The organism is Priestia megaterium NBRC 15308 = ATCC 14581, assembly GCF_000832985.1.
Taxonomy (GTDB): domain Bacteria; phylum Bacillota; class Bacilli; order Bacillales; family Bacillaceae_H; genus Priestia; species Priestia megaterium.
On sequence record NZ_CP009920.1, the window covers coordinates 81,465 to 98,901 of the forward strand.

The 17,437-nt window shown below is 39.1% G+C and carries 23 protein-coding genes; 9 read left to right on the forward strand and 14 right to left on the reverse strand.

Translation table 11 applies throughout. The annotated features are described in order from the left end of the window. Positions 1–30 precede the first annotated feature (30 nt). From BG04_RS00900 to BG04_RS00920, 5 genes are all read right to left on the reverse strand, one after another. Positions 31–882: a M56 family metallopeptidase gene (locus BG04_RS00900; protein WP_013083927.1), complete on the reverse strand. Its 852-nt coding sequence runs from the start codon at positions 880–882 to the stop codon at positions 31–33. 3 nt (positions 883–885) lie between these two features. Continuing rightward, positions 886–1,299, reverse strand: a complete 414-nt coding sequence (locus BG04_RS00905) for a BlaI/MecI/CopY family transcriptional regulator (protein WP_013057865.1) — start codon at positions 1,297–1,299, stop codon at positions 886–888. Between the two features lie 84 nt (positions 1,300–1,383). Then, a complete protein-coding gene (locus BG04_RS00910; protein ID WP_013057866.1) occupies positions 1,384–1,521 on the reverse strand; it encodes a YvrJ family protein in 138 nt (45 codons plus the stop codon). Positions 1,522–1,576: 55 nt separating this feature from the next. Further along, on the reverse strand, positions 1,577–1,789 hold the full coding sequence (locus tag BG04_RS00915; protein ID WP_034650620.1) for a DUF2922 domain-containing protein: 213 nt from the start codon (positions 1,787–1,789) through the stop codon (positions 1,577–1,579). 15 nt (positions 1,790–1,804) lie between these two features. Next, positions 1,805–2,023 carry a DUF1659 domain-containing protein gene (locus BG04_RS00920; RefSeq protein WP_013057868.1) on the reverse strand — a complete coding sequence of 73 codons (219 nt, stop codon included), beginning with the start codon at positions 2,021–2,023 and terminating at the stop codon, positions 1,805–1,807. A 118-nt stretch (positions 2,024–2,141) separates the two neighbouring features. Here BG04_RS00920 and BG04_RS00925 point away from each other — a divergent pair, with 118 nt between their 5' ends. Continuing rightward, positions 2,142–2,585, forward strand: a complete 444-nt coding sequence (locus tag BG04_RS00925) for a hypothetical protein (protein ID WP_013083930.1) — start codon at positions 2,142–2,144, stop codon at positions 2,583–2,585. A gap of 39 nt (positions 2,586–2,624) precedes the next feature. Here the strand turns inward: BG04_RS00925 and BG04_RS30795 are convergent, their stop codons facing one another. Together BG04_RS30795 and BG04_RS00930 are read right to left on the reverse strand one after the other, a co-directional pair. Next, on the reverse strand, positions 2,625–2,771 hold the full coding sequence (locus BG04_RS30795) for a hypothetical protein (protein WP_013057870.1): 147 nt from the start codon (positions 2,769–2,771) through the stop codon (positions 2,625–2,627). Positions 2,772–2,928: 157 nt separating this feature from the next. Next, a complete protein-coding gene (locus BG04_RS00930) occupies positions 2,929–4,251 on the reverse strand; it encodes an AlbA family DNA-binding domain-containing protein (protein WP_034650618.1) in 1,323 nt (440 codons plus the stop codon). Positions 4,252–4,399: 148 nt separating this feature from the next. Between BG04_RS00930 and BG04_RS00935 the strand changes: the two genes are divergently transcribed. Next, entirely contained in the window at positions 4,400–4,954 is a 555-nt protein-coding gene (locus BG04_RS00935; protein WP_016764818.1) for an HAD-IIIA family hydrolase, read from the forward strand. Here the strand turns inward: BG04_RS00935 and BG04_RS00940 are convergent. After that, on the reverse strand, positions 4,905–5,480 hold the full coding sequence (locus tag BG04_RS00940; protein ID WP_034650613.1) for a poly-gamma-glutamate hydrolase family protein: 576 nt from the start codon (positions 5,478–5,480) through the stop codon (positions 4,905–4,907). The two genes, BG04_RS00935 and BG04_RS00940, sit on opposite strands and share 50 nt — an antisense overlap. A 228-nt stretch (positions 5,481–5,708) precedes the next feature. Between BG04_RS00940 and BG04_RS00945 the strand changes: the two genes are divergently transcribed. After that, complete coding sequence (locus BG04_RS00945) at positions 5,709–6,242, forward strand: TetR/AcrR family transcriptional regulator (protein WP_034650610.1); 534 nt, start codon at positions 5,709–5,711, stop codon at positions 6,240–6,242. Next, entirely contained in the window at positions 6,239–6,565 is a 327-nt protein-coding gene (locus BG04_RS00950; protein WP_013057875.1) for a DMT family transporter, read from the forward strand. The genes BG04_RS00945 and BG04_RS00950 overlap by 4 nt, the downstream gene beginning before the upstream one ends. A gap of 97 nt (positions 6,566–6,662) precedes the next feature. Here BG04_RS00950 and BG04_RS00955 read toward each other — a convergent pair whose 3' ends face one another. Beyond that, positions 6,663–8,240, reverse strand: a complete 1,578-nt coding sequence (locus tag BG04_RS00955) for a peptide chain release factor 3 (RefSeq protein WP_016764821.1) — start codon at positions 8,238–8,240, stop codon at positions 6,663–6,665. A gap of 242 nt (positions 8,241–8,482) precedes the next feature. Continuing rightward, positions 8,483–8,680, reverse strand: a complete 198-nt coding sequence (gene cspD / locus BG04_RS00960; protein WP_013057877.1) for a cold-shock protein CspD — start codon at positions 8,678–8,680, stop codon at positions 8,483–8,485. Between the two features lie 326 nt (positions 8,681–9,006). Between cspD and BG04_RS00965 the strand changes: the two genes are divergently transcribed. Next, complete coding sequence (locus BG04_RS00965; RefSeq protein ID WP_228459510.1) at positions 9,007–9,729, forward strand: DUF421 domain-containing protein; 723 nt, start codon at positions 9,007–9,009, stop codon at positions 9,727–9,729. 235 nt (positions 9,730–9,964) lie between these two features. On the opposite strand, the gene BG04_RS00970 is transcribed toward BG04_RS00965, so the two are convergent. Beyond that, positions 9,965–11,452: a hypothetical protein gene (locus tag BG04_RS00970; RefSeq protein ID WP_034650606.1), complete on the reverse strand. Its 1,488-nt coding sequence runs from the start codon at positions 11,450–11,452 to the stop codon at positions 9,965–9,967. Between the two features lie 535 nt (positions 11,453–11,987). Between BG04_RS00970 and BG04_RS00975 the strand changes: the two genes are divergently transcribed. From BG04_RS00975 to BG04_RS00990, 4 genes are all read left to right on the forward strand, one after another. Beyond that, positions 11,988–12,602: an NAD(P)-dependent oxidoreductase gene (locus tag BG04_RS00975; RefSeq protein WP_034650603.1), complete on the forward strand. Its 615-nt coding sequence runs from the start codon at positions 11,988–11,990 to the stop codon at positions 12,600–12,602. A 22-nt stretch (positions 12,603–12,624) separates the two neighbouring features. Further along, a complete protein-coding gene (locus BG04_RS00980; RefSeq protein WP_034650601.1) occupies positions 12,625–12,873 on the forward strand; it encodes a hypothetical protein in 249 nt (82 codons plus the stop codon). A 275-nt stretch (positions 12,874–13,148) separates the two neighbouring features. Further along, a complete protein-coding gene (locus BG04_RS00985) occupies positions 13,149–14,228 on the forward strand; it encodes a PrsW family intramembrane metalloprotease (RefSeq protein ID WP_034650598.1) in 1,080 nt (359 codons plus the stop codon). Positions 14,229–14,381: 153 nt separating this feature from the next. Next, complete coding sequence (locus BG04_RS00990; RefSeq protein ID WP_016764827.1) at positions 14,382–14,636, forward strand: hypothetical protein; 255 nt, start codon at positions 14,382–14,384, stop codon at positions 14,634–14,636. Between the two features lie 60 nt (positions 14,637–14,696). Here the strand turns inward: BG04_RS00990 and BG04_RS30800 are convergent, their stop codons facing one another. The 3 genes from BG04_RS30800 to BG04_RS01000 all read right to left on the reverse strand — a co-directional run bounded on the left by BG04_RS30800 (position 14,697) and on the right by BG04_RS01000 (position 17,050). Continuing rightward, positions 14,697–14,837, reverse strand: a complete 141-nt coding sequence (locus BG04_RS30800; RefSeq protein ID WP_013057884.1) for a hypothetical protein — start codon at positions 14,835–14,837, stop codon at positions 14,697–14,699. 258 nt (positions 14,838–15,095) lie between these two features. Beyond that, positions 15,096–15,950 carry a manganese catalase family protein gene (locus tag BG04_RS00995; RefSeq protein WP_034650594.1) on the reverse strand — a complete coding sequence of 285 codons (855 nt, stop codon included), beginning with the start codon at positions 15,948–15,950 and terminating at the stop codon, positions 15,096–15,098. A 257-nt stretch (positions 15,951–16,207) separates the two neighbouring features. After that, complete coding sequence (locus tag BG04_RS01000) at positions 16,208–17,050, reverse strand: manganese catalase (protein WP_034650592.1); 843 nt, start codon at positions 17,048–17,050, stop codon at positions 16,208–16,210. Positions 17,051–17,437 lie beyond the last annotated feature (387 nt).

The window sequence follows — 17,437 nt, forward strand, 5'->3', positions numbered from 1 at the left end:
ATCTCCTTCTTTTCTTTCTCTCTTACAAACTTACAAAGCTGTTAGAGCGGTAAAAATTAGCGCACACAAAATAAAAAACACGTATAGCGACGTCAGCGTTAAAATGACAGGAGGCTGCATCGGCATTTTCGTTTCCGGATTTAAAATATATTGAATGCGATAATTAACCGACGTATCAGCAAACGATACGTGCGCACACGAAAGACTTGTCTGTCCCGTTTTAACCATTTTTAAAAGGGCGCTGCCGATGTGAGCAGACGTGCCATTTTTCACAATGGCATCTTGATCAGCCAGCACTTCACGCATGACTTTGAAACGTTTATGGCTCCATTTAATAAACGGAATATACCATAATGCAGAAGCAAGCGTGCTTAGTAAAAATGTTTTGAGCGGATCTTTGTTTGCAACGTGTGACTGCTCGTGGTAAATAACAGCTTCTAGTTCATTTTCATCAAGCACCGAGAGCAACCCTGTAGACAGAACGATATGCGGTGTAAACAACCCCATTGTTAATGCAATGGGCTGATCTGTTGTTAAAACTGTTAAATTCTTTCCGTACGCTTTTTGCAGGTGAGCCGTTGTTGTTTCATTTCGCAGCTTCGTAATCATTTTACGGACTTTCCGCATTTGAATCACTTGCTTTACAGCTTTAATGAACAGTACAAACATCGTATGAAAAATAACCGCATTCAGCATGTATTCAATAAAAAACAAGCCAAAAAAGTGGGCTACTTTGTTACAAAGTAAAATTAAGTTAAACGATAAATTCCATCCAAACAGCAAATGCAGCACATACATGCCCATTTGCATAAGCAACGTCACGGCAATAAAAAAGCACAGGTTAAAAATAAGCTTAGAACGCTTTAGTATTCCTTGATTCATTGATTATTCATCCTTTTTTAACTGTTTGACTTTTGATTCGAGCATGCTTAACAGTGAATCATCAACTTCTTCTAACGCATCAAGCATATGAGTAACAGCAAGCGAGCCAAATTCGTCGATCAATTCGTGCGTTAACTCTTTCGACTGAGCGTCGATAAATTCCTCTTTAGAAAGAATCGGCTGATACATCGACGTACGTCCTTTTAAACGCTTTTGCAACACGCCTTTTTCCACCAATCGATTCATAACGGTCATAACGGTGTTGAAGTTCACTGCTTTTTCTTTCTCAAGCACGTGCTGCACATCTTTAATGGACATTTCACTTCCGTTCCATAAAGCCGTCATAATTTTTGCTTCAAGCGGGCCAAAAAAGCGATTAAGGCCGGTTTCGTTAAATTTGAATTTTTCAATTTTCATATTCGACACCTCACACTACCAATTGTAGTGTGAGGTGTCAAATCCGTCAACTTTTCCATGACAACTGCCTTACAATTGTCATAATCACTTTTTTACTTCATCGGTTAAATGCTGAATGGATAGCACAACTGTATCGAGCTTGGCTTCAATTCGGTGAAGTAAATAAAGCGTCACCACAACGGGAAAACCAACGTCTGAGACAAGCGTAAACCACTCTGTCATCTTCCTCTCTCCTTTTAAAAAAGCCCTTCGCACCGAAGTGGAAGGACTTTCATTTTTAAATCGTAAATTCGGTTACATTTCGCTCGACGATTTGAGCGCCTTTTCTGGAAACGAGCGCTCCGCCGCTTGAAGTAAAGACATCGCTTGCGATCAGCGCGTTCATTGCTGCTGTAATGGCTGCCGCGTCTAACGTATCTTTAGGTGATTCAATCGATAGGCTTACTGCTTTTTGTGACTCATTCAAAAACTGCATCGTTAAAGTTTTCATACTCTACCTCTTTTCTTATTTTAAAAGTGAAAACGTGACAACTTCGTTGATTTCAACAAGCGGCAGTGACTGCAGGCTGGCAATGGTTTCACTTGCTGTAATGAGTGCATCTGCAGAACTTCCAGGCTGAATGTTCATATAGGATTTTGTCTTTAAATCGGGTTTTCCATCCTCTTTTATTCCTTGTTCTAATACTAAGCGAAGCTGGCTTGAATGCTGAATTTTTTCTGCCATCTTTTATTCCCCCTTTCACTTTATATATAGAAATGGAAATAGGAAAGAGGGATGATGGAAACATAAAATTTTTTGGTTTATAATGGGAGATAGTCTGAGTTAGAAAGAGGCTTTGGTAATGAGAAAGTGGAGCTTTTTATTTTTTGTTTTAGCATTCATGCACCCAGCTTCAGCACTTGCTGACGACGGTGCAGATGAAAAAAAGCTTGGTCCGTTTTACTACACGGTTTCTCATGATTATAGTCGAGAAAAATGGGATGTAGGGGTGTTAAATCAGCAAGACAAAACGAACATTCCTGAGACTGATTTGAACGATGAAACGCTAAAATTGTTTCAGCGTACGGTTGATGATTTAGCAGACCTCGCGATTCGATTTGCTGCTATGAGCGTACTGCTTGTATGTTCACTCGTTGTTTTTACGTACTTTCGTATTCAAAGAAAACGCCCTTTTCTCCGCTTGTTTTTTGTTTTTTCAAGCGTTGGCTTTCTATTTTGCGTCTATACATCATTGGAGTTATTTAAAAAAACTGAACAAGCAAAATCTTTATTTTACTTACTATGACTTGAAACCCCAAAAAAACCAGCCGATCGGCTGGTTTTTTCATGCATTTCTTACGGTTATGTACTTCTGTTCATACGTCATTTCTTCCGTTTGCTTTTGCTGCTCCAAATGGTAATAAGCAGCGCATACTCCTCCTAACCCAGCCAGTGCTAGGACAATTAGAAGTATGGATGTCGCTTTTTTCATTGCCTTTTCTCCCCTTATGTTTAACCCTACCTAGCAACGGCATCCGTAAAAAAGAGTCCCCTTTCTCTTCTTTACTTGCTCATTACTTACGAAAGATATTATCATACTTTTTTTCACTTTTGTCATTTTTTTAGTTATTGTCAAAAAATTGTATAGTTTATCCTTGATTTAATGAGTGTTTAAGAAAGTCAATGGACTGATTTTTTGAAAGGCCAAACGCTGTCACGATATAATCAACGTAGGCAAGAAGCTCCAGATTCTCTCCTAATTTTGTTGTTTTAAATGATCGATTAAATCGATATTGCTTTTTATCTGAAAAGACGAGCCCTTCTTCTTCTAGAAATGTTTGAAATTGCTCATGCGGAAAGTAAAGCACATCGTTTCGAACGTTCTCTAAGTCAATCACAATAATCATATCTTCCAGCTCTGCTTTTAATTCCATCATACAATCAATGTATCCGCCGATGCAGCTGATTAAAGATGTGAGAAAAAAGGGTCCGTTTATATATTGAAACTGCTCAAAAATCGTCTCATCGATGTAGCTTGAAATCCTTGACTTTAATACGTCATGAATTTGTTTTGATTCTTCCATGTACGGAATAGGAATATGAAACTTAGCTGATCCGTTATAAAACTGCTCCCACGCAATTGTTTTATCATACGCATCAATCACATCTGTGCTTCGAAAAATGATGGATTCCGCTGAATAAGAGGCTTTAACAAACGGTGTATGCAGCATCACCGTACTCTCGTCGTCCAAACGATAGTATTTTGGCTCGCTAGACTTGCTTAAAATATATTGTTTTAACCGTTCTTCTTCCATTTGTTCAACTAAATGCAAATCATATAGTGGCAGCACGTACATATTACACATCCCGTAATGAATATAGCTTTTCCCGTGCATCGGCCATTTTCTGTTATAGATAGACAGTTCTTTTGTGCAAAATTCCTCTATTCGCTGCGTTTGATCCTCGGATTTTTGATAGAGTCGATCTAAATGATAGCGATCATCGATTTCCGTAACGGGAGATGTGCCGCTTCCAATTCTTCTGTAAATTTTCCCGTAAGACATGTACGGAGGGTTCGGACCTTCGGGAATCCAAATAACAAAAACACCTTGCCCGGGGTGATCTTCAGGTGATAAAAAACGCGTAACGATACGAGGAATGGGATTGGTGACATCTTTAAGCATATTATTAATAAACAGCTCATATTCTTTGCGCTCGAGCAGGTTAATGGAATGGTCGTCTTCATCTACGCCAAAAATAAGCCACCCTCCTTTTTCATTGGCAAACGAAGCGATGATATTTGGGATTTTCCGTTTGACCGTTGAGCTTACTTCGCGCTTGAACTCAAGCTGATAGCCTTCTTCTAAATGTTTTTCCATCATGCGCTGCACATCTGAAAACTCAATTTCTCCAATTGTTTTTTTCTTTCCGTCTTCGCTTATAAATGGTGAATAAAACGATTCTTCGTTCACTTGTCTTTCCCTCCTCACCACTTCTATTTAACTTATCCATATGATGAGAAGTAAAAAGACAGTCATATTTCTTTGATTTTTTTCAAAAAACAAAATTTTTACCAAATTAATCCTGTTTTATATTGTGATAGAAAAAGAGGTGAAGAATATGATTGAAGCAATATTTTTAGACCGAGACGGAACGATTGGCGGCAGTAATGAAATACAATATCCGGGTGATTTTCAGCTATTCCCCCAAGCAAAGCAAGCGATTATAGACATAAAGAAACAAAACATTCCGCTGTTTTCTTTTACGAATCAGCCCGATATTACAAAAGGAAAGGTAAAGAAATCAGACTTTATCTCTGAGCTTTTAGCTTTTGGATTTGATGATGTTTACCTTTGTCCTCATGAAGATTCAGACAATTGTTCGTGCCGCAAACCAAGGCCGGGCATGCTGTTAAAAGCAGCCGAGGAGCACAGCTTAAATTTGGCTAACTGCATCGTGATTGGCGACCGGTGGAAAGACCTCGTAGCGGCCCATGCAGCAGGAGCACAATGTATTTTAGTGTTAACAGGAGCTGGGCACGACACGTTACATGTACGGGAAAAATGGGCTGACGTACAAGCGGCCTTTATTGCAGCCAATATACAGGAAGCTGTTGAATTTATCTTTACATCACTGAGTTCACAGCCGATACTACCGCATTCACATACTCGTTAAACAGCTCATTATCCTGTAATAATTGTTCATACTGCGGAGTGGTTATTTCAAGCTGCAGTCCTTTATGCCGCTGATTGCCGTTTGCGATATTTCGAGGTGAAACGCCTTTTAAATGCACGGGCGTTTCACTGATCGGAAAACCTGAGAGTGCATGACGCACCGCTTTTTCTAACTTTTCGTCTCTTCCTCCGATATAAGTCGTGCAGACGTCGCTGTAGGCACCGTGAAGAGAAATCGTGACCTCTGATTTTTTAACGAGGTGACGCGCCATTTCTTCATCGTAGTTTGCAGACGTAACATGCAATTCAAACGGATTTTCTGTTTTCAGTGTTTTAAATACGTACACCGTTGCGTTCAGCTTTTCTGCTATTTTTTCTGCCACTTCTTCTGTCCCAATTTCCATCGTTCCTCCGTGAATAGCAAGCACGACAATTTCTCTCCGGCGAATGACACATTCTATTTCGTAATCAATTCCCGCTCGTTCACACTGTGATAGTTCTTGAAAACTTTGATACACATCCCTCATCGGTTTCTTCACACCTTTCTTTTATCTTTCATATACCCAGGCTTTATTTTTTCTTTTTCTTCATATAGTAAAGGTATTAACCCTTTGTTTACTCGTTTATTTTTGTTTTTATACTTTATATTTTAGTGTGCACAAAATTTTTTTTTGAAATTCGAAATAAAAGTATTGCCAAACAAACCGTCCAGACGGTAAAGTATTCTAGGGAAAATCAAAAAGGAGGAAATTCGTGTGTCTACATTTGATGATATATTGCTTGCAGCTACGCAGGTTGTACAGCGTGACGGCGTTGGAAATTTGACGCTTGAAAAAGTAGCAAAAGAAGCCGGCGTCAGTAAAGGCGGTTTGTTGTATCACTTCTCTTCAAAAGATGAATTGATTAAGCAAATGCTGTATTCAGTCACAGAGAAATATGATGACGGACTAAACGTACAAGTTGAACGTGACAATTCTCCTGGCAAATGGAGCCGGGCTTATCTTGCTGAGACGCTTCATGACCTTCAGCGTGAACAAGTGATGAGCGCGGGGTTACTTGCAGGTATTGCAACCAACCCTGAACTCCTGCAGCACTTTCAAAAGCAATACGAAAAGTGGCAGCAGCACATTGAACAAGACGACATTGATCCAGTCCTTGCTACCATTGTGCGCCTAGCAGCTGACGGATTATGGTTCAGTCAAATGTTTGGGCTCGCACCCGTGAATCCAGACATGCAAAAACAGATTCAACAACAACTTCGGAAATTAACAGAGGAGGGTTTTCGATGAAAGCCTATTTATTTTTAGCGATTGCTATTAGTTCAGAGTTATTTGGTACATCTATGTTAAAAGCATCAAACGGATTTACAAAATTTTGGCCTAGTCTTGGTGTTTTATTAGGGTTTGGTCTTGCTTTCTATGCGCTTTCCACATCGCTTCAGCACATTCCACTCAGCGTTGCGTATGCCATTTGGTCTGGTGTAGGAACTGCTGTGACAGCTGTGATTGGCGTAGTTATTTGGAAAGAAAGCGGCAGTCTCACGATGGTATTTGGCATCGTATTAATCATTGCAGGAGTCATTCTTTTAAATTTAAAATCAGTGGCTCACTAAAAAAAGAGCCAGTAAATACTGACTCTTAAGCAAAGGAGGAAAATCGACTGTCTACTTATGAAAGTAGTATGTATCGTTTTCCTTTTTTTATACTCTTTTATAGATTAAACGGGTCTAGGAATTTAACAGATGGATATTTGTCCTGGAACAAACGCCATACAAAATCGTTTTCAAACATAAGAACGGCATGTTTATCACGATCTTCTACTAGCATCACGCGAGAATCTAGCATGCGATCTTCAATTGTTGATTTGTCTACCCATTTTGCAATGTTATGAGACATGCGCGTGAATTCAAGATCGACGTTGTACTCACCTTTCATACGGTGTTCAAACACTTGGAACTGAAGTTCACCGACTGCTCCTAAAATATAATCTCCAAAGAACGGCGTACGGTAAAGCTGTACGGCTCCTTCTTGTACAAGCTGATTAATCCCTTTTTCAAAGTGCTTAGATTTCATTGCATTTTTCGCACGAACTTTTACAAACAGTTCAGGCGGGAACTTTGGAAGAGCATCAAATTCGAATACTTTTCCCTCTCCTACAATGGTATCGCCAATCTGATACGTACCCGAGTCATACAAGCCAATGATATCCCCAGGATACGCTGTGTCTACTGTTTCACGGCTTGATGCCAAGAACTGATGAGACTGCGCTAGCTTCATTTTACGGTTCGTTCTTGCTAACGTCACGTTCATTCCACGCTCGAATTTCCCTGAACATACGCGTACGAACGCAATGCGGTCGCGGTGAGCTGGGTTCATGTTCGCCTGAATTTTAAAGATGAAACCTGAGAAGTTTTCATCCGTAGGCTGAACGGTGCCATTCGTTGATTCACGAGGCTGCGGCGGTGATGTTAATTGTAAAAATGAATTAAAGAAAGACTGTACACCAAAGTTTGCAATCGCACTTCCGAAGAAAACAGGGGTTAATAGGCCTTGCTTTACTTTTTCAATTGAAAAATCATTACCTGCTTCGTCTAGTAAAGATAAATCATCCACTAAGCCTGGTAAATACATTTCATCGACGTGTTTTTTAATTTCATCGTCGATATTTTCACCGTCAAAGTCTGCAAAATAGGACTCTTTGTTTCCTTGGTATACTTCAATTTGTTTTGAAAAACGGTCATACGTTCCTTGGAATCGTTTCCCCATGCCAATTGGCCACGTTACAGGGTATGATTCAATACCGAGTACATCTTCAATTTCTTCAAGCAGCTCAAGCGGCTCTTTTCCTTCACGGTCTAATTTATTGATAAATGTTAGAATAGGAATACCACGCATACGACAAACTTTAAAAAGTTTAAGCGTTTGTGCTTCAATCCCTTTCGTTCCGTCAATAACCATGACCGCACTGTCTACAGCCGTTAAGGTACGATACGTATCCTCACTGAAGTCTTCGTGTCCTGGTGTATCCAAGATGTTAATAAAGTGATCTTTATACTCAAACTGCATAACACTTGATGTAACCGAAATTCCACGTTGTTTTTCGATTTCCATCCAGTCAGATGTAGCAAACTTGCCTGATTTTTTTCCTTTAACCGTTCCGGCTGAACGAATCATTCCGCCCAGTAACAGCATTTTTTCTGTTAACGTTGTTTTCCCGGCATCCGGGTGAGAAATAATGGCGAATGTACGACGTGAATCGACCATCGTTTCTTGAAGTTGGTTGTTCATACGTTTTAAAATCCTTTCTGCTCTACAATTCCTATTTTCATCATTTCATTATACGCTTTTTTTATACTGCGTGACTAGTTTTTTTCATATTTGAATACTTCTACAAAGTCAAAGAAATCGTCAACAAGGTGTAAAAAGCGAACAAGAAAAGACCCCTTTTATAAAAGGGGCCTTCTCCCAGTTTAGTTTAACGAACGACCAGAGAAACTTTCTGCTGATCGGCTTAAACTTTATAAAAAAAATTACTTTTGAACGTTAGCAGCTTGTGGTCCACGGTTGCCTTCAACGATTTCAAATGTAACTTCTTGACCTTCTTCTAAAGTTTTGAAACCTTCGCCTTGGATAGCAGAGAAATGAACGAATACATCGTCTTGTCCTTCTACTTCGATGAAACCGAAACCTTTTTCAGCGTTGAACCATTTTACTTTACCTTGTAACATATCTCTATTCCTCCTTGTGTGACAATCCACACATTGTGTATTACTCTATTCCTGCTCTTACAATAAGTCAAGACGAACACTTCGAACTATCCTTACCGAACAAAAATAAGCACCTTTATTGTAACAAATCCTCCAAAAAATTTCAAAGGAATTTGCACATTCTTTTTGTTTGCTTTGATCCCTTACCTACAGCCTTTCCGCCCCTTTTTAAGCAGCCGAATGTGAACGCATTATCCGCACTTCTTCTTGGTGTTTTTCTTGTATAACGATCCTTTAAATGGATAACGCTATAGAGATAGATACTCTTTCTATTTATGAGAAAGCAGGTGACATCACAACCTATGGAAGACATTCTCATGTCCCTTCTTAGAACCTTTGTTTCTTTCATTATCTTAAGCATTACTACTTTCCTGATTGGAAAACAAATTAACACGCATAATAATCATTTTACATTTGCGATGTCCATCATTATTGGGTCGTTCATCGCAAATATGGGATTTGATTTGAAATTAAAATTTCTGCCGATGTTCGCTTCTTTTGCTTTTCTTGTAGCCATTCATTTTCTTTTAGCATCAACAGCTCTAAAAAGCAGGCGCTTGCGAAAATGGATTACAGGACGCCCGACGGTTATTATGGAAAAAGGAAAGCTTCTTGAAGCAAATATGAAAAAAGTCAAATATTCTATTGACGACTTGAATCAGCATTTACGAGAACTAGGAACGTTCAACATTGCTGAAGTAGAGTTTGCTGTTTTAGAAGTAAGCGGAAAACTGTCAGTATTAAAGAAAACTGCTTATCAAAACATTGCCAAACAGGACGTTTTGTCTAAGCCGTTTAAAGAAATGAGTTTACCGGTAGAACTCATCATGGACGGAGAAATTATTCATAAAAACTTAACATCTCAATATACCGAACAGTGGATCAACCTTGAGCTTTCAAATCGTCAGCTTCAGTTGAACCAAGTGCTGTATGCAGTTGTGTCAACAAACGGCATGCTCTATGTAGATCAGTATAAAGATCAGCTGTCCGCTCCTACAGACAGAGAATAAGATTGAGACATAACTAAATTACGCCAATCTAAAGACAGACAAACGGAGTGAATGAGTTCGTATGGAGCTTGAGACATCGCTGTTAATTTCCGTGCAGGGCTTTGCTTTCCTATCAACAGCTAGAAGCAGCTACATATATAAAACCTATGTTCACGATCACCATAAAAAAATCCGAACGAGTTTGATTCTTGATAGAGAATCAAACTCGTTCGGATAAAATATGTTTGTCCCAGTTTCACTGGGCCATTTCTTCAACGGTTCCTTCTTTCAAGCCATAGTAGTTCCGTTCAAATCGCTTTATTTCTTGATCATAGCGGCGTACTTTTGCATCCGCTAGCTGACGGCTTTGTTTTGTTTCTTCAAGCAGCTCGACCTGCTGATTAATTTGAAAAATAGTCGTCGCCAGCTCGTCTTGATAATCATAAATTTCATTTTGAATATCCACGCATACGGGCAAGCGATTTGCTAAAATAAAGTCCGTCATTTGCATAAGCACTTTTTTACGCTCTACTTCTTTCACTTTGCTTTTGACGGCTCGTTCTGCAGAACGGAACGTCAGTCTTACTTTAGAGAAGAAGTCACCTTTAATCGAAAGCTTGCGCTGCAGTTCTTCTACATCTTGTTTTAATGATTCATGCTCTTCAATCATTTTTTGAAGCACAAGCCCTCCGTTTAACGATGTGAGCTCCATTTCATCAAGCTGATGGCGAATGGCTGTTTTGAGCGTTTCAATTTGCTTCACCGTCTTTTTCTCCGTAGCGCGGAGCTGCTTAACATACTGCTCTGTTTTATAAATAAAGCTGTCTAACCGTTCACGGTCAAACAGTGACTGCTCTTTCTTTTTCATATAATCTTGATACGCTGTGTGTACAGATGACCACTTGATCAGCAGAGACTGATAATTCAACAGCTCATCCTGATGCTCAAGCTTGTACGTCCACATCAGCTGAACAACTACCAATAACAGCGGTAAAAAAGTTCCAGCTTCTTTGCGTTTTGCAATAATTTCATGACTTTCAAAGCTCGCCATTAAAAACAGCGGCGCATTCATACTAAATAGCAGTGCTGGCGGGTAATTAACGGGAATAAAGATACTCATTACGGTTGCCATAAGGCCTGAAATAGCAGGGTATGCGTGCGGAGGAAGCTGTTTGTACAGTTCAATTGTCCCTTTTTTCTGCAGCAGTTTCACAAGTGCTTCCTGCTGATATTCTCCTAATGCATCAATCATTCTTTCCTGATACATGGGGGGCAGCTGTTCAATCCAATTCATCAGCTGCTGCTGAAACACAGCTTGCTGACGATTTGTAGCAATCATGTATTGCGAATCAATTAGATGAAAGAACAGTCGGATTTGATGGCGCATTATGTCTTCTAGCGTATGACAGCGTGCAATTGAAAACAGCTCATTGTATTTAGATACAAGCAAATTTCCAATGTTATCGCTTAACTCGTACAGCTCGCCATTTGTTGTAGCATGAGAAACGGAAAGTTCAAAAAACTTCGCCATTTCAAGCAAAATATGCAGATGCATGTCTACTTCAGGCTGTTTTTCAAGCAATTTCATTTCTTCTACCAATGATGCTTGAAAATCCGTATGCTCCGTTTGCTGATACTGTGCTGACATTTCCGTATAAATGCGGTGGTCACATAACACATAAGCAGCTCTCAGGATATCGCCTTTAGACGTAAGCAACCCATACAATAACTGTTGTCCGTTCATCTTCACACCGTCCTTCATTAAATTTTCTTACTATAGCTTTCTATCATTTTATACTTTTTCTATAAATTCGATGCAATAGTTCAAATTTCCTGTTATCTTTCTTCTTGCTTCCTTAATACAAAAAGTGCCGTCCAACATGACATCAGCGCAGGCGGAATGGTCCAAGTCATATATCGCCACTCACCGGTCACAAGCGCCATAATAAGAAAGATGAGTGGAAAACCTATTAGTACTATGATAACACGTGCTCGGCTTACCGATTTTTTCATCGTGCATCGCCCCTTCTGTTCGTCCCTTATTCTTATAATACCCTTTCTCTTCTATAGCATTAAACACCTTTATAAACCGTTCGTACATTTCTTTGTTTTCTAGACAGTCTATGACATAAGTTTTAAAAAAGAACAGAGGATAGCTCTTACTTTGGTGAATCTCGTAAGCAGCTTTTATGTTTTGACAAGCTAAATCGTGAAAAATGTGTTATGGTAAAAGAAAATTTCGTTTTTACTACCTACATTGAAACGAAAGGGTTGATCGTATGAACATTTTTTTAATTGGCGCAAGCGGCAGGACGGGACAGGAAGTGATCAAGCAAGCAGTGACAAACGGACATTATGTAAAAGCTTTTGTGCGAAATCCATCTAAGCTTAAGCTAACGCATGCGAACGTACACATCATACAAGGCGACGTGCTTGATTATTATGAAGTGTGCCAGGCTATGCGAGGGTGTGATGCAGTAATTTCTTGTCTTGGAACCGAAAATCTAGGGCATTCTACCCTTTTAGTAGAAACGACAAATCTGCTCATTCAATGTATGAACGAAAATGGAATTCAGCGTATCGCCTACACGGCTTCAGCCGGAATCGACGGAGAAATTCCAGGCATGACGGGCTGGCTTGCTCAGCGTATTTTAAAAAATGTGCTTCGCGACCATCATGAAGCTGTGAAGCTCTTGAAGGTAAGCGGACTCGACTGGACAGTTGCTCGGCCAATGGGTCTAACGAGTGGTCCATTAACCACGTATTACCGTATAGGAGAAGCTAGCATACCAGAAAACGGACGCAACATCAGCCGTTCTGACGTCGCTCATTTTCTTCTTCAAGCCGTAGAAAACAACAGGCATATAAAAAAATCACTAAGTCTTTCGTATTAAGTGTTCTAAAGGAGTGTTGATAGTGAACCTATCAAAAATTTTTCTGAAAATAAGTCTTGTACTTTTAATGGCATGCGTCTTTATTGAAGGTAATTTTCAGGTAGCACTTGGCATCTTTGCTGCTGTTTGCATGCTTGTTATTATTTTTGCCAAGCCTCTTTCAAAATCGCTGCTTCCTGCTAATAAAAAACCAGAAAAAAAAGACCGCGAAATATTAATGATGGTCATTGGTGTCATCGTTTTTATTTCAGGAAGCTTTTTTATTGCGTAGTAGCATTGTAAAGAAAACAGGCTTAAATCCACATTTTCAATCATATAAAGGGCTGTGCTGTAAGTCGAATGTTCGGCTTATGACGCAGCCTTTTTTGGTTTCATGAGTTCTCTTTTAGCAATAGCTTCTGTCTTTTATATACATACCATTCCATTATTTAAGCAAATTACCTATCAAACCCTCTTATGCTTTTTTCATCAGTTCACATAATAGATGTAGAAGATGTCATAAGACAAGCGTCAAACGATTTGTATGTAGAAAAAGGAGGAAGATAAATGAAATGCCCCCATTGCGCTTATTCTAATCCGGAAGGGGTAAAATTCTGCTTAAATTGCGGCCATGAAATCGTGGACCACGACGAAAACTACAGCATATTCTACTTGTTTGCCCATCGTGTTGATAAAATCCCAAGAAATGAACGTTCGGTTGAACCTAAATTTCGAAATATATTCTCTCGAGTCTTCCGACAACACAGTGAAATGGAAGCTGAACGGCTTTTTATTGTAGGAACAGGGCTTACGACTCCTAAAATAGAAGAAGTTGTAAATACATGGCCAAAGCCTTGGCTTTTTGCAAGAGTCTTTCTTATTGCGCTTGTCGCATACTTAGGGCTATATCTAGGCGTAAGCTTGTTCGAAAACATCAACTTCATACCCGGCCTTATTGTAGTCGGTGCTTTTGCAGTGCCATTTACTACGCTTATTTTCTTTTGGGAAATGAACGCTCCGCAGAATATTGCTATTTACAAAATTGTGTATGTCGTTTTTATTGGCGGAATCCTCTCACTTTTATTAGCACTTGTGTTTTATGATATTCTTGGAAATAACACAAACGTGATCATGATTGGAATATGCGAGGAACTGGCTAAAGTTATCGCGGTTATTTATTTTGTGCGCAATCTTAAATATAGATATATCCTTAACGGACTCCTCTTGGGAGCTGCAATAGGAGCTGGTTTTGCTGCTTTTGAAACCGCTGGCTATGCGTTACGGGCACTTCTTTCCGGGAGCTTTCACATGCTTTATTCTACAATACTTTGGCGCAGCATTTTTGCTCCCGGAGGACATGTAGCTTGGGCTGCCTTGACTGGAGCTGCCGTCTGCATCGTCCAAGGAAATAAGAAATTTCAGTGGAGCATGTTGATAAAACCAAAATTTCTCGGTGTATTTTTGCTTGTCGTTTTTATGCACGCTCTTTGGGACTCACCTATACTAGGTATTTTGCCCGCTGGACATACAATTTTAACGGTTATATTATGGATTTTAGTATTCAGTATGATTCGTATTGGGCTAAAAGAAATCGCAGATAAAAAGTTGGAGTTGACCTACTGCAAAGAAAAACCTACCCCCTCCTAGGAAGTCTTCAGCTTGCGTTAAGCTGCTCGTTTTAACTTTTTATTACCTTTATGTTTCATTTTGAAAATTGTTGTTACAAATTGTAAAAAAAAGTATTCAAACTACCTGTACATGGTATGATAAATTCAATAACATGAAAGGGTGACTTGGTGGATGAACCTAACTGAAATTAAGCACATGATAGAAAATTTAGTAAATTATAGAGATAGCGACATTACTCATACTCTTGCCAATAGGTTTACACTAAGTTATTCAAAACAATTAAACAGTTTTCAAATCTGCGATATTGAAAACGATATCATTCATCGTTATGAGGAAGCAGAAACAACTGCGTTAGCTTTGTTTAACATGGTCCATAATCTTCCTGAGACTATTTATAGACATACTAATTCGTTTGAACAAGTTTAAAGCAGCAAAAAAAGCTCATTTATCAACTAACATGAGCTTTTTTGCCGGTGTTTATCTATTTTAGTTATTTATAACCTTCTTCAAAAGAAGAATATCCTTTTTAATTGCCCGTCTAATTTCTTCAACTTTACAGCGTTTGTATTCTTGTACTAAGCGATAGAGCTCTCGTTTAAATAAAAATTCATCTTTTTGGTTACTCATAGCAGCATGCCCCTTATTAGCTTTCTATCACAAGCGATTAAAGAAAGTATTCCCTTTTCTTCTTGTAAAAAACAAATAAATTCACAAACAGATGTAAAAAAGCCCTTTATCATGCGCTTACAGGAATGGCGAGATGTGCTTTGCGCTAGACAAATGAAAGAATTGCGCTAAAACAAATAAAAAACATTGACTACTAGCTCTCAGTCAATGTTTTTTATTTGTTTTAGCTTTGTTTAATTAAAGTCGATTCACATACTTTTATGCGTTCATATCTCCTAAACCTGGAGCATGCTCATTTGGCATTTCAGATAAATGAGGGACTGGAAAAGCTTCCGGTGGAGGTGTTACGCTCAAGTCTCCGCCATTTCTACTTGGCGTCTGTCCTTGGAATATTTCTCCCATTCGATGCGGATCTAACCTAAAATCAAATTGCGTGTTATGATACCCCATCTCGACAAATTTTCTGCATTCAGGGTATTTGTTAATATCATAATTTGGTACAGGGAATAGTTTTCCCCAGTCCACGCCTAATGTTTCAAGAGCTTTTGCAAACGCATTTTGATGAGCATTATCTCGAACAATTAAGAAACCTAGCGTTTCTCTTAACGTTTGGTTAGAACTCATTTCGTATATTCTTGTTTTTTGTAAAACGCCGGTTGATTCTAATACGACGTTATTGAGCAAATCAGCCACTAGATTTCCGTGATTATAAACCCATGAGCCGTTCCATGGATTTCCGCCCGCATCCACTGGCAGTGAGCTTTGAGCACCCATGATATAGTGATGAGGATTAGCATGTTTTACGGCTTCATCAAGAGGAGCCTGATCTGAACCTTGACTTCCTACCCCGGCTCCGCCAGATTCATCTAACAATGCATTAATGGTATTTTGAACGAGTTCTACATGAGCAATTTCTTCTAAAAAAACACCTCTCATTAAATCGCGATACTGCGTCTCTTTCCCTCTGAAGTTAGAGCTTTGAAAGAAATATTGCATCATCGTCCGCATTTCACCAAACTGCCCGCCTAAAGCTTCTTGCAGTACCTTCGCGGCCGCAGGATCGGGCTTATCCGGTTTAATTCCATTAATTAATCCTTCTTTGTAATAATACATTTCAAACACTCCTTTTATTCTGAAGCAAAAAAGGTAGCCCATACTAAGCAGAGGTACCTTCTTTTATTTCAAATTATTCTCTTTAACATGCTCATACTAGTGTGCCACCTTTCTAACGTATGCACATACCTACTGTTTCCATATGCGGCTTTTTTATTCTAGATATTAAAAGGTAACTTGATTGAAACACGTGGATAACACCCTTTGTTATAGGCAAAAAAAAGACCTCTCGCACATATCGAGGGCCTTTCTTTCTTTTATTTAGAGGAAACTTTTTTACGAGTTAAATCATGATGCAACGAAGTATCAGGAATTTCCGGATTGGGAACCTGTCCTTTTGCTACAGGGTCTTTGATATATACATATTCACCGCTTCCGTCTGGGGCACTTCCAGTAGCCCACGGTCCCTCTTCTGATTCAGCGCCTTCTGAGAGGTTCCAAAACTCATACGCTTCTGGCTGTGATTCTTTTTCAGCCTCAGGAGGGAAAGATGCAGGAACAACCACTCCATTTTTTTCTTCTAGTTCGTTTATAGCTTCCATCCACTGATACTGGTGATAGCGATCACGCGCTAGCATTTTTCGGAATGTCGCGCGTACACCTTCATCTTTTGTCATATGATATAACCTAGCTACTTGAAGTCTGCCTTGACTTTCTGCATGCAAGTTCGAACGCATATCTGCTAATAAATTGCCGCTTGCTACGATATATGAACCGTTCCATGGAACTCCATTTGAATTAGTAGGCAAACCACCCAGCCCGCTCACTAATAAATGCTGAGGATTAATCCCTCCCATGATAGCTGCTGTTGCAGGATCTTTCGCAGCTTCTGCTTGATCTTCTGGAGAGGCTCCATCAAGTAATTGACTAATAAGTGAACAAAGCATTTCTACGTGTCCAATTTCCTCTGTACCTATATCCATCAGCATATCTTTATATTTTTCTTCTCCTCGACAGTTAAATCCTTGAAAGAGGTATTGCATCATTACCGTCATTTCACCGAATTGTCCACCTAGTACTTCTTGAATCTGGCGAGCAAGCATCGGATCCGGGCGATCTACTTTAACTTCAAACTGCAGTTCTTTTTGATGACGAAACATGTTAATTCCTCCTTTAATATACTAAATTCCTTTTAGAGATTTTTTCCTCTTTTTTCTGTTCCCTCTCCCTATTCAATTAATCGCTAAACTTGTATCTTTTTCCTGCTGGAACGAAAATGGGTAAAAAAACCTATTAAGAAATTTAATTTAATAAGTAGAAAGACACCTAAAAAGAAGGAAATACCTGCGCTTTGCTCTTTAGTATTCGTTCAGTTTATAACGTTTTATAGTCAAAACCACTGCCAGACAGAAAAATGTTCACTTAAAAATGAGATTCAGACATAACTAATCACTTCAATAAACAGCTAGAAGCAACTACAGATATGAAACCTATATTCTCTCCACCACAATAAAAAATCCGAATGATTTGATTAATCATTCGGATCT

What these genes read in the sequence shown, in the direction of transcription:
- BG04_RS00900 (WP_013083927.1), bottom strand. Translation starts at nt 882, where the DNA reads ATGAATCAAGGAATACTAAAGCGTTCTAAGCTTATTTTTAACCTGTGC.
- BG04_RS00905 (WP_013057865.1), bottom strand. Translation starts at nt 1,299, where the DNA reads ATGAAAATTGAAAAATTCAAATTTAACGAAACCGGCCTTAATCGCTTT.
- BG04_RS00910 (WP_013057866.1), bottom strand. Translation starts at nt 1,521, where the DNA reads ATGACAGAGTGGTTTACGCTTGTCTCAGACGTTGGTTTTCCCGTTGTG.
- BG04_RS00915 (WP_034650620.1), bottom strand. Translation starts at nt 1,789, where the DNA reads ATGAAAACTTTAACGATGCAGTTTTTGAATGAGTCACAAAAAGCAGTA.
- BG04_RS00920 (WP_013057868.1), bottom strand. Translation starts at nt 2,023, where the DNA reads ATGGCAGAAAAAATTCAGCATTCAAGCCAGCTTCGCTTAGTATTAGAA.
- BG04_RS00925 (WP_013083930.1), top strand. Translation starts at nt 2,142, where the DNA reads ATGAGAAAGTGGAGCTTTTTATTTTTTGTTTTAGCATTCATGCACCCA.
- BG04_RS30795 (WP_013057870.1), bottom strand. Translation starts at nt 2,771, where the DNA reads ATGAAAAAAGCGACATCCATACTTCTAATTGTCCTAGCACTGGCTGGG.
- BG04_RS00935 (WP_016764818.1), top strand. Translation starts at nt 4,400, where the DNA reads ATGATTGAAGCAATATTTTTAGACCGAGACGGAACGATTGGCGGCAGT.
- BG04_RS00940 (WP_034650613.1), bottom strand. Translation starts at nt 5,480, where the DNA reads ATGAGGGATGTGTATCAAAGTTTTCAAGAACTATCACAGTGTGAACGA.
- BG04_RS00950 (WP_013057875.1), top strand. Translation starts at nt 6,239, where the DNA reads ATGAAAGCCTATTTATTTTTAGCGATTGCTATTAGTTCAGAGTTATTT.
- BG04_RS00955 (WP_016764821.1), bottom strand. Translation starts at nt 8,240, where the DNA reads ATGAACAACCAACTTCAAGAAACGATGGTCGATTCACGTCGTACATTC.
- cspD (WP_013057877.1), bottom strand. Translation starts at nt 8,680, where the DNA reads ATGTTACAAGGTAAAGTAAAATGGTTCAACGCTGAAAAAGGTTTCGGT.
- BG04_RS00970 (WP_034650606.1), bottom strand. Translation starts at nt 11,452, where the DNA reads ATGAACGGACAACAGTTATTGTATGGGTTGCTTACGTCTAAAGGCGAT.
- BG04_RS00975 (WP_034650603.1), top strand. Translation starts at nt 11,988, where the DNA reads ATGAACATTTTTTTAATTGGCGCAAGCGGCAGGACGGGACAGGAAGTG.
- BG04_RS00985 (WP_034650598.1), top strand. Translation starts at nt 13,149, where the DNA reads ATGAAATGCCCCCATTGCGCTTATTCTAATCCGGAAGGGGTAAAATTC.
- BG04_RS00990 (WP_016764827.1), top strand. Translation starts at nt 14,382, where the DNA reads ATGAACCTAACTGAAATTAAGCACATGATAGAAAATTTAGTAAATTAT.
- BG04_RS30800 (WP_013057884.1), bottom strand. Translation starts at nt 14,837, where the DNA reads ATGAGTAACCAAAAAGATGAATTTTTATTTAAACGAGAGCTCTATCGC.
- BG04_RS00995 (WP_034650594.1), bottom strand. Translation starts at nt 15,950, where the DNA reads ATGTATTATTACAAAGAAGGATTAATTAATGGAATTAAACCGGATAAG.
- BG04_RS01000 (WP_034650592.1), bottom strand. Translation starts at nt 17,050, where the DNA reads ATGTTTCGTCATCAAAAAGAACTGCAGTTTGAAGTTAAAGTAGATCGC.